The sequence below is a fragment of the Pseudomonas sp. 22072 genome (assembly GCF_052046095.1).
In the GTDB taxonomy this organism is placed as follows: Bacteria; Pseudomonadota; Gammaproteobacteria; order Pseudomonadales; family Pseudomonadaceae; genus Aquipseudomonas; species Aquipseudomonas paracarnis.
The window spans coordinates 35555-50397 of sequence record NZ_JBQEQE010000017.1 but is presented as its reverse complement, the minus strand read 5'-3'; the positions used below and the strand labels follow the sequence as shown (position 1 = coordinate 50397).

Genomic DNA, 14843 nt, shown 5'->3' with positions numbered 1-14843 from the left:
GGACAAGCACATGACCGACTTCATCACCGTTGCCGATGTTGACGCCCAGCTCGGTCCTGACTGGGCCGGCACCGGTGATCCGGTCCTTGCTGTGACCATGGCCAACGCCTGGCTCACGGCCAAGATTAAGCGGGCTGTTCCCGATCCGGTTCCTGCCGAGATCAAAACGGCCGGCGCCCAGGTTGCCAAAGAGGCGGCGGCGGGCAAGCTGTACACAGCAACGCAGAAGGAAGTGCAGAGCAAGACGGTATCGGCTCAGCCCGGCACATCGGTGAGCAAAACCTACGTGGCGGGCTCTACCGATCAGTCGGCGGGCGTCAACTTCGCCCTGGCGCTGCTGGCACCTTGGATTAAGCGCTCCGGCGTGATGATGCTGAAAAGGATCTGATCATGGGCATGCGCGAAGATATCCAGGCCGAATTGGCTGAGTCGTTCGACGATCCTGATGGCCTGGCCGATGCGGTAAATCCGGTGACAGGCATACGCAAGGTTGCGGGCGAGTATGACCCCGACCTGGGCGGCGAAACGCCCGAGACCACCGTCACGTACGTGGGGCGCGGTGTCCTGGGCAGCTACCTGTCCAAGGAGATAGACGGCTCCCTCATCCAGACGACCGACAAGAAGCTGCTGGTGCTGCAAAACGAGCTTTTCGTGTCGGAGGCCGGCGTTCCAACGATGGTACCGGCTGCCCCGGCTATTGGCGATATCGTCAACGGGCTGCGGGTTATGAACGTATCCGCCGATCCGGCTGATGCAACGTGGACGGCGCAGCTGAGGAAGTGACATGGCGACTCAATCCGGAAGCTTCGCCCTTAGCCTGGCCGAGTTCGCCGCCCAGACCAGCGAGGCAATCGACGCGAGCCTGCGCGAGATCATCATCGAGATCGGCAGCAGCATCATCCGCATGTCACCGGTGGGCAACCCTGAGATATGGGCTGCCAACGTTGCTCATCGAGAGGCCAACTCCCGCGCTGCCGATGACTACGACTTCAAAGTCGCTGTACGAAATACGCTCATCAACCTGAACGAATCGAATTTCACGAAGGCTGGCAACCTCAAGCGCGGCGTGAAATATGCCAAACCGCTAACGAAGACCGAGCGCGACCAGAACTTCAGCGTGAATGGCTTGGTGACTGGCCGGGACTATGTTGGCGGGCGCTTTCGGGCGAACTGGAATTTCTCCATCGGCTCTGTCGACAACAGCTTCCGCATTCACCCAGACCCGACAGGAACCGAAGCAACCGCAAGGCTTGTGGCGGGCGCTATTGAGTTCAAGGCCGGGCAGACAGCTTTCATCGTTAACAACTTGCCCTATGCGATCCCGCTGGAGTTCGGCCATTCCACCCAGGCCCCTGGCGGGATGGTCCGGGTAACAGTGGCTCGCTTTCAGCAGATCGTGCTGGAGGCCATCAGGAACAATCAGGTATGAGTCACGCACGCGCCCGTCAGGCCATCGAAACGAAGCTGGCCGCATGGGCGGCTGCGCGCCCGATACGAGTGGCCTACGCAAACCAGCCTTTTACACCAAGTGCCTCTGAAACGTACCTGCGAGCCTACCAGCTGCCGGCCAGCACCACCTGCCGCTATCTCGGCGGGGAGGCTTACGAGTACGCCGGTGTTTATCAGATCAGCATCGTCTGCCCCTCCGCCCAGGCCATGGCCACCGCCGAGACGCTTATTGATGAGCTGACCCGTCTATTCCGCGTTGACACGCCTATGACCCGCAACGGTTTCGAGGGACTGATCATTGAGCCAGTAGATCAGGGGCCAACTATCACAGAGTCGGCGACCTACACGGTCCCGGCCAGCTTCACCTATCTGGGTGTCGCAGACCAACCGCCCGCTGGGGCATAACCTACCGCCATCAGGCGGGCATTTAAGAGGAAACACATCATGGCCGCACGCTTCCCGCTGCCGAACGGCGCTGTGCTGGAGATCGCCAGCGTTTTGGGATCTGCTGTACCGTTCACCGCCCTGACAAATGCGAAGCCACCTGTCGCCGCCTCTGTAGGGCACAGTATTGAAAACGGCGACGTCCTGCTGATCAATTCTGGCTGGGCACTCATCAATGACCGCGCTGTAAAAGCTTCCGGCATTACTGCGGACGCTTTTGCTTTGGCTGGTCTCAATACCGCCAATGTCGACAAGTACACCGTGGGCGCAGGCGCTGGCTCGGTGATCCCGGTGTCCGGCTGGACGCAAATCTCGAAGGTCACATCGTTCACATCCTCCGGCGGCGAGCAGCAGTATCAAACTGTCGGCTACCTGGAAGATGACGACGACAAGCAGTTCCCAACCAACCGTAACCCCACCACCCTCACCATCGTGGTGGAGGACCAGCCAACGGCCCAGTACGTGGAGACTGTCGAGGGCTACGACGACACCAAGGAGCTGGCAGTTGTTCGCATGAAGCTGCGTAACGGCGATCAGATCCTCTACCCCGGCTACGTGAGTATCACTCCGGATCCGACCATGGAGCGAAATAACGTAATGACGCGCACCATCAGCATCGGGCTTTCTGCTCGCTCGCTCCGCTACTTGGCTGGCGCATAAGGAGTTCCCATGGCAAAAATCAGGATCGCCCAGAGCCCTACATTCAAGGCATTCGTGCTGATTCCAATTGTTGGGGAAGAGCCCGAGAAAATCGAGTTCACCTTCAAGTATCGGGATCGCCCAGGGCTTGCAGCCCTGTTCGATGATTGGAGTGCAAAGGGAAAGGAGATGCGCGCGAGCTTCGGTGAGGCGACCACACTGTCCGATGTCGTCGCGGCCGAGACCGAGCTTCAGGTGCAGCAGATCAAGGATCTAGTTGTTGGTTGGGGTTTCGATGACAAGTTCGACGACAAAAGCATCAACGCCCTTGTTAAGTCCTGTTACGGCACCGCCGAAGCGGTTGTTAACGCTTATCAGGGCGCGTTCAGTCAGGCTCGCCTGGGAAACTGAAGGCGGCAGCCAGCGCTATGTACGCAAGCGGCCAATCTGCTGAGCAGTTGGCTGCTCTCGGGCTGACGGCTGCCGACCTCGATGAGGAAGAGGTCGAAGTCTGGCCCTGCAACTGGCCGTCCTTCCTCTTGTTCAACCGCATGTCCACTCAGTGGCGAGCAGGCTCTAGCGGCGTTATCGGTCTCGACTACAGCAGCATCCGCGACGTAGCCGGGTTCCTCGGCATCAAGAAAAAGAAACTCGCTGAAATCTTCCCTGACCTTCAAGTCCTGGAAGGCGAAGCCCTGCGCGTTATGGCGGAGGAAAGGGAAAACAGCCCGTAACCACGGGCACTTATTCAAGGTGAGTCGATGAACATTGCAGAACTCGGCGTCAAGATCGACTCGGCCGATGCAATCCAGGCGAAAACGAGCTTTGATGAAATGGCGAAGGCCGGCGGCCGGGCCGAGCAGTCCGCTGTTTCGCTGATGAACGAAATGCAGGCGCTGGAGAAATCGCTTTCTACCAACGCCAAAACCACGCAGGACCTGGCAAAGCAGCGTGACGCGCTCGCCAAACTGACCAAGACCGGCGCCTATGGCGAGTCCGAAGCCGCGAAGATCTCCGCGCAGCTCGACAAGCAGCAGGTGGCGCTGACCAAGTCTGCGATGGATGAACAGAAGGCGCTGAACAGCCTGCTGGGGGCGATTGATCCAGCGCGCGCGGCACTCGTCAAGCTCGATACCCAGGTAGAGCAGCTGGGCAAGCACCTCGACGAGGGTCGGATCAGCCAGGATCAGTACAACAGCGCCCTGGGCAAGATCGATAAGGATTACGCAAAGCTCGAAAAGACTACAAACGGCTTCGACAAGCTGCGGCTCGGCACCCGCCAAGCCCAGGAAAACGTCGTTCAACTGGGTAACGCGCTGTCGTCCGGCGACTGGGGTAGCGGTGTTCGTGCCGTTGCTCAGTTGGGGGCTGGCGCCGGTGCGGGGGCTGCGGGGCTCCTTGCCATACTGGCTCCGCTTGCCTTGGCCACTGCCGCCGTGGGCGGCCTTGCTTACGCGTACCACAAAGGTAGTGAAGAACAAGACAGCTACAACAAGTCGCTGATCCTCACCGGAAACTATGCTGGTGTGAGTGCCGGGCAGTTGGGCGATATGGCGCGCCAAGTGAGCGCGACGGTAGGCACTACCGGGCAGGCTGCGGCGGTGCTGGCCCTGCTGGCTGACAACGGCAAGATCGCTGGCGAGAGTTTCTCAGGTATCACCCACGCCGCCGTGTCGATGCAGGAGGCCACCGGCAAGGCCGTAAGCGAAACGGTCGCTGAGTTCTCCAAACTGGCTGACGATCCGGTCAAGGCATCCGCCGCGCTGAATGAGCAATACCATTACCTGACTGCCTCGGTTTATTCGCAGATTGCAGCACTGGAACAACAAGGCAGTCACGCGGGCGCCGTGAAGCTGGCGACGGAGACTTACGCCGATGCCATCAACGAGCGCACGCCGAAGATTCTGGCAAACCTCAGCCTCTGGGAAAAGGCATACAACGCTGTAGCTCATGCTGCAGATGGCATCAAGAATATCGGGCGACCTGATATTGGTGCAGATATAGAGCAGGCCCGCCGCGATCTGGACGATGCCCAGAAGGGCAATATTGGTCTGTTCCAAAACCAAAAAGAGATGATCGAGTTCCGGCAGAACCGCCTGAACATGCTGGAGGATGAAAAAGCCGCTCAGGCAGATATCGCCAAGTTTGAAGGTGAGCAGGCAAAAGCGCAGAGCGACGCTGTTTCGTCCATGACGAAAATCGACGCGCTGACTAAATCTGCATGGACGAATGAGCAAAAGCGCACAGAGGCGATCAAGGACTACAAGCGGCAGCTCGAAAACATCCGCAAGGTTGCGCCGAATGACCCGCGCCTGAATCAGGCAACGATCGATAAGAACCTGGCGAACATCAACGACCAGTTCAAAGATTCGAAGACTGCCGGAACGCAGGTAGATCTGACCAGCTTCAACGATGCCAAGAACAACCTTGCGTCCATCTCGGCTGACTACAAAAACTACCAAAAGGAACTGGAAGCGGCACAAAAGGCCGGCCTGCTTTCCGAGGGTGACTATCTTCTGCGGCGCCAAGCTCTCATCGGCAACGAACGCGACCAGGTAACGGCAGCATACGAGGCCGAGATCACCGCACTGGAAGCCGTCAAGGGCAAGAAGACCACATCGGCCGCGCAAAGCATCCAGCTGGACCAGAAGATCGCCGACGCACGCGCAGGCATGGTCAAAGCCCAAAAGGATGCCGACAGCCAGCTTGAGGTGTTGGCGACCAACGAGACTGGGCGACTCGCCAAGCAGGAGCGGGCGATCAGCACATATGTGCAGGCGCTCGGGCAACAACAGCGCGCCCTGGAGCTTGCCGGCCAACGTGCAGTTATCGGCGTTGGGCAGGGCGATCGCCAGAACGCACTCAGTGGTGAGCTGAACAGCCAGCAAGACCGGTTTGCTCAGCAGTCGCTGGAGTTGGCCAACCAGAAGTCGGACCCGTCGCGGAACATGTCGGAGGAAGAGTTCACCCGGAAATCGCAAGCGCTCGTAGACGCAAACAAGGCGGCTACCGACCAAATCCGGCAGAACTACGCGGATGTAGAGAACGCCCAGGGCGACTGGACGAAGGGTGCGACAGCTGCCTGGGATAACTACCTTGACTCGGCGCGCAACATAGCCGGCCAGACGAAAAGCCTATTCGGCAACGCTTTCAGCTCAATGGAAGACTCGCTGGTTAACTTCGCCGTATCAGGCAAAGCGTCGTTCGCTGATTTTACCAAGTCGATCCTGGCGGACATGGCACGCATTGCCACACGTCAAGCCAGTTCGGCATTGCTGGGAAGTCTGGTGGGCGCAGCGGCAAGTTACTTCGGTGGAAGCGCCGCCGGTGGCAATGGATTGGCGGCCGGATCTGCCGGTGCCGCGTCGTCGAATCTTGGTGCATCTGCAGGCGGCTATTCCGGCTCGTACTTTCCGCAGGCCAAGGGTGGTGCATGGGTGGGTGGTGTGCAGATGTTCGCCGACGGCGGCGCCTTCACCAACTCCATCGTCAGAAAGCCTACGGCGTTCGGCATGGCCAACGGCAAAACCGGGGTCATGGGTGAGGCTGGGGCGGAGGCGATCATGCCTCTGACCCGTACTTCGAGCGGCAAACTTGGTGTTATGGCCATGGGAGGAGGCGGTGCTGGCTCTACACAGATCAATGTGGAAGTGCACATCGACGGCCACGGCAATGCGTCTTCCTCTGCGGATGCGCCCGGCTACGACCTGTTCGGCAAAGAACTGGCCACGTTCGTTGAGCAGAAGTATCAGCAACTGCGCAACAAGGATATGGGCCAGGGCGGCGTCATCAACAAAGCAATCAAGGGGCGCTGATGGCAATCGAACGATTCATTTGGGCGACGGAGAAGGGCGCGGAGGGCGATATTACCCAGCGCATCCGGACCAAGCAGTTCGGCGATGGGTACGCCCAGTCTGTCGAGGACGGGATCAACAACCGGACGCAATCCTGGCCGGTGACCTTCACTGGCTTGAAGCCGCGTATCAAAGACATCATGGCGTTCCTGGATCGGCACAAAGGGGCGCGGGGTTTCCTATGGGAGCCGCCCCTGGGTGATCTTGGACTCTACAAGTGCAACGGTTACAAGCCAGTGCACCGCGGCGGCCAGGTCTACGCCATCACCGCTACCTTCGAACAAACCTTTCATCCCTGAGACTTACCCATGGCACTGATCACGGACATCCAGAAGCTGGAGCCCGGCGGCGAAATTCGACTGTTCGAAATTGACGGGACCGAGTACGGCGCGGATTACCTCCGCTTCCACGGGCACGCAATTCCGCATACGCCCGAGGAGCTGCTTGCCTACGAGCATTCGGAAGAGGGCTTGCCCGCGAAGTCGATATGGTGGCAGGGCGCCGAGTACGCGGCCTGGCCGGTGCAGATAGAAGGCATAAGCTCCAGTAGCGACGGCACGGCATCTCGACCGACGTTTGCCGCCGGCAACATCAATGGTCGCGTCACCGCGTTGTGTTTGGCTTTCGAGGACCTGCTGAAGTTCAAGCTGACGGTGCGCGAGACGCTGGCGCAGTACCTGGATGCGGCGAACTTCCCCGACGGTAACCCAACTGCAGATCCGACTCAGGAGGCTCTGGAGATCTGGTACATCGACCAGAAAACCAGCGAAGACGGCGAGGCGGTGGTCTGGGAGTTGTCCTCACCAGGCGAGATCGATAACCACGGGCTGCCTGGGCGACAGATGACGACCTTCTGCCACTGGGCAATGACCAACGGTTACCGAGGGCCGGACTGCGGCTACACAGGTGCGGCGATGTTCGACGACGAGGACAACCCAACGGATGACCCGGCCCTGGACCAGTGCAAGGGCTGTCTGTCGTCCTGCAAGTTGCGGTTCGGCGAGAACAACGAACTCTCCTTCGGTGGATTCCCCGCCGTTTCCCTGATTGCCCGGAGCTGACCATGCGCAAGCACATCGTTGCGGCGATCCAGGCGCACGCTGCCGCCGAGTACCCGAGAGAGTGCTGCGGTCTGTTGCTTGCCATGGGCCGCGCGCAGAAGTACTTCCCCTGTAAGAACATCTCCACGGAGCCTCACGAAGAGTTCAGGCTTGATCCAGAGGACTACGCCGCTGCGGAAGACCTGGGCGAGGTGATCGGCATCGTCCACTCCCACCCAGACGCCACCAGCCGGCCGTCACCGCACGACCTGGCCATGTGCGAGGTCACGGCGCTGCCCTGGCACATTCTCTCCTGGCCCGAAGGAGACTTCAGGACGATCACGCCGTCTGGCGCCGTGCCGCTGCTCAAGCGTCCGTTTGTTCATGGGGTTTGGGACTGCTGGGCTGTTTGCGCAGAATGGTATCAGCGCGAGTGGGGGCTTGAGTTTGAAGCGTTCCAGCGCGTCGACGGCTGGTGGGAGAGCGCGGAAAACGCCAGTCTCTACGAACAGCATTATGAGGCTGCCGGCTTCGTGCGCGTAGACAGCCCTCAGCGCGGTGACATGATCGTTATGCAGGTGGGCCGGACGGCGCATCCAAACCACGCAGGCATCTACCTGGGCACTGATCCGGCTCTACCTGGTGAGGATTCCGCTACCTTCGGCCCTGGGCCATTCATGCTGCACCACCTTTACGGTAGGCCGTCCGAGATCATTGTCTACGGCGGTCCCTGGCATGACCGTGCGCGCCTGATCCTCAGGCACAAAGACGCAAAACAACCAACATGACGCGGCATGGCCGCAGGAGATAGCTATGTTTTATATTGCTGAGACTGTCAGATCTGAAAATTTTGAAGATGGTGTTGCAGGCTGGGAGTTGGGGGCAGATGGCTCGATTCGATTTTTTGGATCATCGTCGAGCCATTTTCTCAACGCGGTTACAGGCTTTGATTAATCCACTTCAGAGCCTGCTCTTGGTCATTGGCCAAGGCTTCTAGTGTCCTGCGGTACGATACGAGCGCTTCGGGCGTACTGATTGCTGCAGGCGGCTCCAAGATGAATTTCTGAGCGACTAACTTTAGTGCTTCGTTGTTGAACCCCGGCGACGCCTTCAATGCCAGAGCTATAGCTAGAATTGATTGTTGCAGTCCAATCTCATTAGGGGTTGCCAAACTTTCGTTTTTACTCACATTGACCTCCAGGTCATAAACGCGCCGATATTGGCGCTATCCCAGTCCTTGGGCTTGCAGGCGAAGGACTGGGGAAGTCCTTTAGCCTTTTGTTTGGGTTTCGACGATCAATCGCCACCCGATAGTGGTGGCTGATCCGGGGTGCTGATGCTTGTTCTGGGGAGGGAACTCTGTCCCCTTGTTGGATGTGATCTCGTCACCACAACCCTCACACCGATAAATACCTGATACCGGTACGATGCTCCCAATTTTATGCACGGTGCTCCAAGCAGCGCTGCCGAGAACGCTCGGTGTCGTTTTGGAGAGGTACTTGACTGTTTCCTGAATGTATAACGCCATTTTCCGTCCTACCTTGGTTAGAAATGAGGCGCAACGCTACTACGCCAAACCCTTCACCGGTTACTGGCATTCCATCCACGCTGGATGCCTGGCCAGGTCGCATATAGTAGGAGGGATTCAATTTCGGGCGAACAGGGGAGACGCGCCTGGGGCGGTTTGAAAATGCTATGGTGAGCGATACAAATTCATTGAAAGGATTCACTGCTAATGCAAAAGCTACCTAGCCTCACCGTCACAGCGGATCAAGTTATTGCCGACTCCTTCCAAGGCAGTATTAGCGTGAAGGGGTGTACGCTCGTTATTAGCGGGTCGCATCAAGGTTCTTTAGCTATTTCTGAAGGGGCTATGGTGGAGGTTTATGGCGCACATCAGGGCTCAACATCTATATCTGGCGATAGCAAAATGGTGGTTTCTGGCACAAATCTAGGCTCTGTTACCATTTCTTCTGATTCAGAATTGGTAGTTGAGTTTGGCGGTAAACATACCGGATCTGTTGGCAACGAAGGTCGCCTTATCATTCGCGGGACATTTGGAGGCTCAACTAGCGGCTCTGGAGCCCAAACGGTTGAAGAGGGTGGTTACATCAAAGCCCCGCGTATCGAAAATGGCATTCACTACTACGACTTGTGAAGCTGCGCTTCTCGTCCGACGCTGGGCTTTTTGCTTCTGGCCCCTAGTGCTCTACAGTCCCGCCAAATCAAAGAGGGAACGACATGCGGATTTTGATAGCGGCGGTGGCGGTGGCGATGCTGGCGGGGTGCATGGCACCGACGATGAATGAGGCGCGCCAAAGCGGACCTTACAAGGTGATGAGCTCCAAGAAGCCTGATGCTGCGCTCGCCAAATGCGTTCAGTACGAATGGCAGAACCAGTCAATCTTCGGTGGTACGCCTGGCGCAACCCTTCAGCCTGGCCGTGAAACCGGATACACGGTATTCACCGAGGGATCGCAATACTTCGTTGATATCCAGCCGAAAGGATCGGGGGCCGAAGCAAAGTATTACGTGGTGGTCGCCAACTGGATTGCGAATAAGCGATTGGCCGCACTGCAAGGCTGCCTATAGCCCGCACCACTTCCATCAAAGGCTCGCTTCGGCGGGCTTTTTTATTGTCCGGAGAAAAATCAATGGCAGCACTCGCAATCAATTATCAGCCCATGACCACGATCCTGCTTTACGGTCAGCTTCGACAGTTTGGCCGGTCTTTCCGCATGGCTGTGAATTCGCCCGCAGAGGCGATAAAAGCGCTGTGCGTGCAGATCCCCGGATTTGAACGCTTCCTGTCGAACGCCAAATCACGAGGGATTGAGTTTGCCGTATTCCGAGGAAAGACGAACCTGGCAGAAAAGGAGCTTGGGTTTGCGGGCGGCGGCGATATTCGAATTGCCCCGATCATCACCGGCAGTAAGCGCGGCGGAGCGCTGCAAACCATCATCGGCGCTGTGCTGATTGTTGTCGGTCTTGTCATCACCGGCGGCACGTTCGGTGCCGGTGCGCCCTTCGGTTCCGCTCTGGTCATGATGGGCGGATCGATGGTGCTGGGTGGCGTGATTCAAATGCTCAGCCCCCAGGCTGGCGGGCTCAAGACCAGCGCCGCGCCCGAGAACACACCGGGCTACGCGTTCGGCAGCGCGAAGAACACCACTGCATCCGGAAACCCGGTACCGCTGTGCATCGGCGAGCGCCGCTGGGGTGGGGCAATCATCAGTGCCGCCATCTACGCAGAAGACCAGATGTAGCCAATACCTGAAGCACCGCAGCCGCCCCATGAGGCGGTTTTTTATTGCCTGGAGAAAAGCATGGGCGCAGCACGCAAGATTGACATCCACGGCGCCAAGGGCGGCGAAGAGAAACCAAAAACGCCAACTGAGGCCCCGGACAGCCTTCGCTCCGTTGCCATCGCCAAAATGTTGATCGCTATAGGGGAGGGGGAGTTCGAAGGCACGCCGACAGCCCGAGACATCTACCTCGACAACACTCCGCTGCAAGACCCCCAGGGCAACATGAACTTCCCGAACGTGAAATGGGAGTGGCGCACCGGGGCTGTGGACCAGACCTATATCCAGGGGATCCCGTCGGTCGAGAACGAGACCACTATCAACACCGAACTGCGCAGCGGAACCCCGTGGGTTAGAGCGATCAGCAACACTCAGCTTTCCGCTGTGCGCGTGCGGTTTGCCTGGCCGGCGCTTCAGTCCGTCGATGCAAATAACAACATCAACGGCTATCGCATTCAGTACAAAGTCGAGTTGGCAACCGATGGCGGGGCTTACCAGGAAGTCTTGAACGAGGCGGTAGATGGGAAGACAACAAACCTATACGAGCGTACCCGTCGAATTGACTTGCCGAAGTCCACCACCGGCTGGCTGATGCGCATAACACGGTTGACGGTAAACCAAAATAGTCCGGGCAAGTTTTCGGACATCATGCAGATCGCCGGTTTCACCGAGGTGATTGACGCAAAGATCCGCTATCCAAACACCGCGCTCCTATTCATCGAGTTTTCCGCCGAGCAGTTTCGCAGCATTCCGGCGGTAACCGTCGGCTGTAAGGCTCGCAAGTGGCCAGTCCCAAGCAACTACGACCCAGTTTCGCGCACATATAGCGGAATTTGGGACGGGACATTGAAGGAGGTTTATACCAACAACCCTACCTGGGCTACCTACGGCATTACCACCATTGATCGCTTCGGCCTTGGCCGGCGCATCAAGCCGTGGATGGTGGACAAGTGGGAGCTGTACCGAATCGCGCAATACTGCGACCAGCTTGTGCCGGACGGGAAGGGTGGCCAGGAGCCGCGCTTCATCTGCAACTTGAACCTGCAGAGCAAAGTTGATGCCTGGTCACTGTTGCGCGATATCTCGGCGATCTACCGAGGCATGACCTACTGGGCCCAAGGCCAGGTGTTCACCCTCGCGGATATGCCGCGGGCAACGGACTTCGACTTTGCCTACACCCGGGCAAACGTCATCGACGGCAAGTTCACCTATTCCAGCGCTTCAGAGCGCACACGCTTTACCCGGGCGCTGGTCAGCTACGACAACCCGCTGAACAACTACGACACTGACGTCACCGCCGTGACCGATCAGAAGCTGCAGCGGCGCTACGGCGATAACCCGCTGGAGATCAGCGCTATCGGCTGCACGCGTGAATCCGAGGCCCAGCGCCGCGGCAAGTGGGCGCTGCTGACCAACTCCAAGGATCGGGCCGTAACCTTCAAGGTTGGCCTGGATGGCCGTATCCCGCTGCCTGGCTACGTGATCCCGATTGCTGACGAACTGCTGGCCGGCCGTGCCATTGGCGGGCGTATATCGGCGGTAAACGGCAAGGTCATCAAGCTGGACCGCGATACCCAAGCCAAGCCAGGCGACCGACTGATCCTCAACCTGCCTGACGGCAAGTGCGAGGGCCGCACCGTGCAACTGGTCAACGGGCGAGAAGTTACGGTCACCGTGGCTTACTCCGTTGTGCCTGAACCGGAACTTGTGTGGGCGCTGGATGCTGATGATCTGGCCGTCCCGCTTTACCGGGTGGTCAGCGTGGCCCGGCCAGAGCCTGGCGTGTTCGAAATCTCGGCCGTACAGTACGATCCGAGCAAGTTCGCGCACATCGATACCGGTGCGCGCCTTGAAGAACGCCCGATCAGCGTTATCCCGATCACCGTTGTACCGCCGCCGGCCAGCGTCACGCTCACGTCGAGTTACGCGGTAGATCAGGGCATTGCCATCAGCACCATGAACATCTCGTGGCCAGCCGTCGCTGGCGCCGTTGCCTATGACGTGGAGTGGCGCAAAGACAGCGGCAACTGGATCAAGGTGCAGCGTACCGGCTCGACGAGCGTTGACGTCACCGGCATCTACTCGGGCGCCTACCTGGCCCGCGTGCGTTCGGTGAGCGCCTTCGAAATCTCGTCGATCTGGAAAAGCTCTAGCCTGACCAACCTGGAAGGCAAGACCGGCCTGCCGCCGGCAGTTTCGTCCCTTACCACTAAAGGCGAGCTGTTCGGGATCAGCATCAAGTGGGGCTTCCCTGCTGGCGCCGAGGACACCCAGCGGACCGAGCTGTGGTATGGGCCTGCGAACAACCTGGAGGCGGCGACGAAGCTGGCCGACCTGGCATATCCGCAGGCCGACTACCGTATGCAGTCGCTTTTGTCCGGGGCGACACTGTTTTTCTGGGCGCGCCTGGTGGATCGTACCGGGAACATTGGCCCTTTCTATCCGACCGTAAACGGAGTGATGGGACAGTCTGTTTCGGATGCTTGGCCGCTCCTTGAGCAGGTCAAGGGGCAGATTGATGAATCATCGTTGGCTCCAGCCCTTAACGGTCGCATCGATCTGATTGACGGAGATGGGCCTGGCTCCGTAAACGCTCGAAATGAGCAGCTTAGAAAGGATCTAGAGGAGCAAATCAAGCCATACGTTGATGCGCTGTTGTGGGACGCAGCAAAGGCTTACGCCAAGGGTGACATTGTTCGCCAGGGAAACAAGCTGTACCAAGCCCTGGCGGCTAACAGTGGCTCTCAGCCGCCCAGCGCAAACTGGAAAGACGTCGGCGATATCCTCACTGATGCGAACGCTTTGGCAATACGGGTTGATAACCTTGACCAGGAAATCACCGTAGTCGATGGGAAGGTGGTTGCCACTCAGGACCAGCTTAACCAGCTACAGACAAAGGTAAATGACCCTGTAACTGGCCTGGCGGCTACGGCAAATAACGTTACCCAAGTGAATCAGCGAGTAACCAACGTCGATGACAAGCTGACCGCGCAGACGCAGCGAATTGATGGCGTTTACGCTGAAATCAATGCGCCTATGGCTGGTTCTGAGAATGACCTGGCTGGCGGAACCCAGGGCTATGCGGGCGTTTGGTCGATCCAGTCTGCTATTACCGATGGTGACTACGCCCAAGGCAAGCTGACTCAAACTGTCGAAGCTCAAGTCATCAAAAACTACGCCACCTATGAGGAGACAACTACCGCGCTCGTCAACCAGCAGACCGCTACAACCAGCCAAGTAACGGCTCTTCGCTCCGATTTTGATGGGAACAAGTCCACCGTACAGACGCAGATTAAGGCGGTATCCGATCAGGCGTCAGCCACCGCAAGCCAGACCACTCAGCTGCAAACAACCGTCAACGGACACACGCAGCAGTTCCAGCAACAAGCAAGCATCAACCAAGACGTAAACGGAAAGATCACCGGCACCTACTCGTTCCGATTCAAGTTCGATGTGAATGGGTCGCCTTACTCTACCGGCGTAGGACTTGGTATTGAGACTGGGGCGAACGGTCAGGTTACTTCGCGCTTCGTCATCCAAGCCGACCAGTTTGCAATCTACAACGGTGCGGTAGGGGCGGCAGGGTCAAGCGTGCCATTCGCGGTGAACGGGACAGAAACCTACATCAAGTCGGCATTCATCCAGGACGGGACGATAACGAACGCGAAGATAGGTAGCTACATCCAGTCGAACAACTACGTCGCAGGGCAGACAGGCTGGAAGTTGTTCTTCGACGGAACCTTCGAAATCAACGGTATAGCTCCTGGTCAAGGGCGATCAATGATGACGAACAGATCTCTGCGCTTTTGGGACGCAAACAACGTCAAAAGACTGCAGTTAGGAGACCAAACAGAATGAGTTCCGGCTTAAGAATTTGGTCTCCTAACGGCACCCTTGAGTTCGATACAAGCATATCCACTTATAGGATTGTTCTGTCCGTACTTGTGTCCTATGCCTCAGGACCGCTGGGCACTAGGACGTTTGCAGCGCCAGGGTGCACCACAAACAACGCAATATGCTTTTTGTTGCCGATCAATAACGATAACTCGCAGGTCGTATCTAACAGGCAGTTGGAGTGCGAAATGGGCACGAACGAAGTTTATGTTAGGAAT

The 14843-nt window shown here is 58.0% G+C and carries 16 protein-coding genes; 15 read left to right on the top strand and 1 reads right to left on the bottom strand.

Annotated features, from left to right (window positions below):
* The first annotated feature begins 10 nt into the window (after positions 1 to 10).
* From ACTJLA_RS18090 to ACTJLA_RS18040, 11 genes are read left to right on the top strand one after another with little or no spacing between them, the layout of a single operon-like run.
* The gene (locus tag ACTJLA_RS18090) at positions 11 to 388 is read left to right on the top strand and encodes a hypothetical protein (RefSeq protein WP_280089479.1); all 378 of its coding nucleotides are present in this window, start codon (positions 11 to 13) and stop codon (positions 386 to 388) included.
* A gap of 2 nt (positions 389 to 390) precedes the next feature.
* Positions 391 to 783: a hypothetical protein gene (locus tag ACTJLA_RS18085; protein ID WP_280089480.1), complete on the top strand. Its 393-nt coding sequence runs from the start codon at positions 391 to 393 to the stop codon at positions 781 to 783.
* A 1-nt stretch (position 784) separates the two neighbouring features.
* Positions 785 to 1429 (top strand): hypothetical protein, encoded by a 645-nt coding sequence (locus tag ACTJLA_RS18080; protein ID WP_440841796.1) that lies wholly within the window; start codon positions 785 to 787, stop codon positions 1427 to 1429.
* Positions 1426 to 1854 carry a phage tail terminator-like protein gene (locus tag ACTJLA_RS18075; protein WP_280089482.1) on the top strand — a complete coding sequence of 143 codons (429 nt, stop codon included), beginning with the start codon at positions 1426 to 1428 and terminating at the stop codon, positions 1852 to 1854. The genes ACTJLA_RS18080 and ACTJLA_RS18075 overlap by 4 nt, the downstream gene beginning before the upstream one ends.
* Before the next feature lie 39 nt (positions 1855 to 1893).
* Positions 1894 to 2553, top strand: coding sequence for a phage tail protein (locus tag ACTJLA_RS18070; protein WP_440841794.1), 660 nt, complete (start codon positions 1894 to 1896; stop codon positions 2551 to 2553).
* Between the two features lie 9 nt (positions 2554 to 2562).
* Positions 2563 to 2943: a phage tail assembly chaperone gene (locus ACTJLA_RS18065; protein WP_198834525.1), complete on the top strand. Its 381-nt coding sequence runs from the start codon at positions 2563 to 2565 to the stop codon at positions 2941 to 2943.
* A gap of 17 nt (positions 2944 to 2960) precedes the next feature.
* Positions 2961 to 3266, top strand: coding sequence for a DUF1799 domain-containing protein (locus ACTJLA_RS18060; RefSeq protein WP_073845212.1), 306 nt, complete (start codon positions 2961 to 2963; stop codon positions 3264 to 3266).
* A 27-nt stretch (positions 3267 to 3293) separates the two neighbouring features.
* Complete coding sequence (locus tag ACTJLA_RS18055) at positions 3294 to 6347, top strand: phage tail tape measure protein (protein ID WP_440841791.1); 3054 nt, start codon at positions 3294 to 3296, stop codon at positions 6345 to 6347.
* The gene (locus ACTJLA_RS18050; RefSeq protein WP_280089485.1) at positions 6347 to 6685 is read left to right on the top strand and encodes a phage tail protein; all 339 of its coding nucleotides are present in this window, start codon (positions 6347 to 6349) and stop codon (positions 6683 to 6685) included. The genes ACTJLA_RS18055 and ACTJLA_RS18050 overlap by 1 nt, the downstream gene beginning before the upstream one ends.
* Positions 6686 to 6694: 9 nt before the next feature.
* Positions 6695 to 7447 carry a phage minor tail protein L gene (locus ACTJLA_RS18045; RefSeq protein WP_280089486.1) on the top strand — a complete coding sequence of 251 codons (753 nt, stop codon included), beginning with the start codon at positions 6695 to 6697 and terminating at the stop codon, positions 7445 to 7447.
* Positions 7448 to 7449: 2 nt separating this feature from the next.
* Entirely contained in the window at positions 7450 to 8214 is a 765-nt protein-coding gene (locus ACTJLA_RS18040; RefSeq protein WP_280089487.1) for a C40 family peptidase, read from the top strand.
* Between the two features lie 149 nt (positions 8215 to 8363).
* Here ACTJLA_RS18040 and ACTJLA_RS18035 read toward each other — a convergent pair whose 3' ends face one another.
* Positions 8364 to 8615 carry a hypothetical protein gene (locus ACTJLA_RS18035; protein ID WP_058411005.1) on the bottom strand — a complete coding sequence of 84 codons (252 nt, stop codon included), beginning with the start codon at positions 8613 to 8615 and terminating at the stop codon, positions 8364 to 8366.
* A gap of 546 nt (positions 8616 to 9161) precedes the next feature.
* On the opposite strand from ACTJLA_RS18035, the gene ACTJLA_RS18030 reads away from it, so the two are divergent.
* The 4 genes from ACTJLA_RS18030 to gpJ all read left to right on the top strand — a co-directional run bounded on the left by ACTJLA_RS18030 (position 9162) and on the right by gpJ (position 14589).
* Positions 9162 to 9584 carry a hypothetical protein gene (locus tag ACTJLA_RS18030; protein ID WP_280089488.1) on the top strand — a complete coding sequence of 141 codons (423 nt, stop codon included), beginning with the start codon at positions 9162 to 9164 and terminating at the stop codon, positions 9582 to 9584.
* A gap of 83 nt (positions 9585 to 9667) precedes the next feature.
* Complete coding sequence (locus ACTJLA_RS18025; protein ID WP_280089489.1) at positions 9668 to 10018, top strand: hypothetical protein; 351 nt, start codon at positions 9668 to 9670, stop codon at positions 10016 to 10018.
* A gap of 62 nt (positions 10019 to 10080) precedes the next feature.
* Positions 10081 to 10692: a tail assembly protein gene (locus tag ACTJLA_RS18020; protein ID WP_440841787.1), complete on the top strand. Its 612-nt coding sequence runs from the start codon at positions 10081 to 10083 to the stop codon at positions 10690 to 10692.
* 60 nt (positions 10693 to 10752) lie between these two features.
* The gene (gpJ, locus tag ACTJLA_RS18015; protein WP_440841785.1) at positions 10753 to 14589 is read left to right on the top strand and encodes a TipJ family phage tail tip protein; all 3837 of its coding nucleotides are present in this window, start codon (positions 10753 to 10755) and stop codon (positions 14587 to 14589) included.
* Positions 14590 to 14843: the final 254 nt, after the last annotated feature.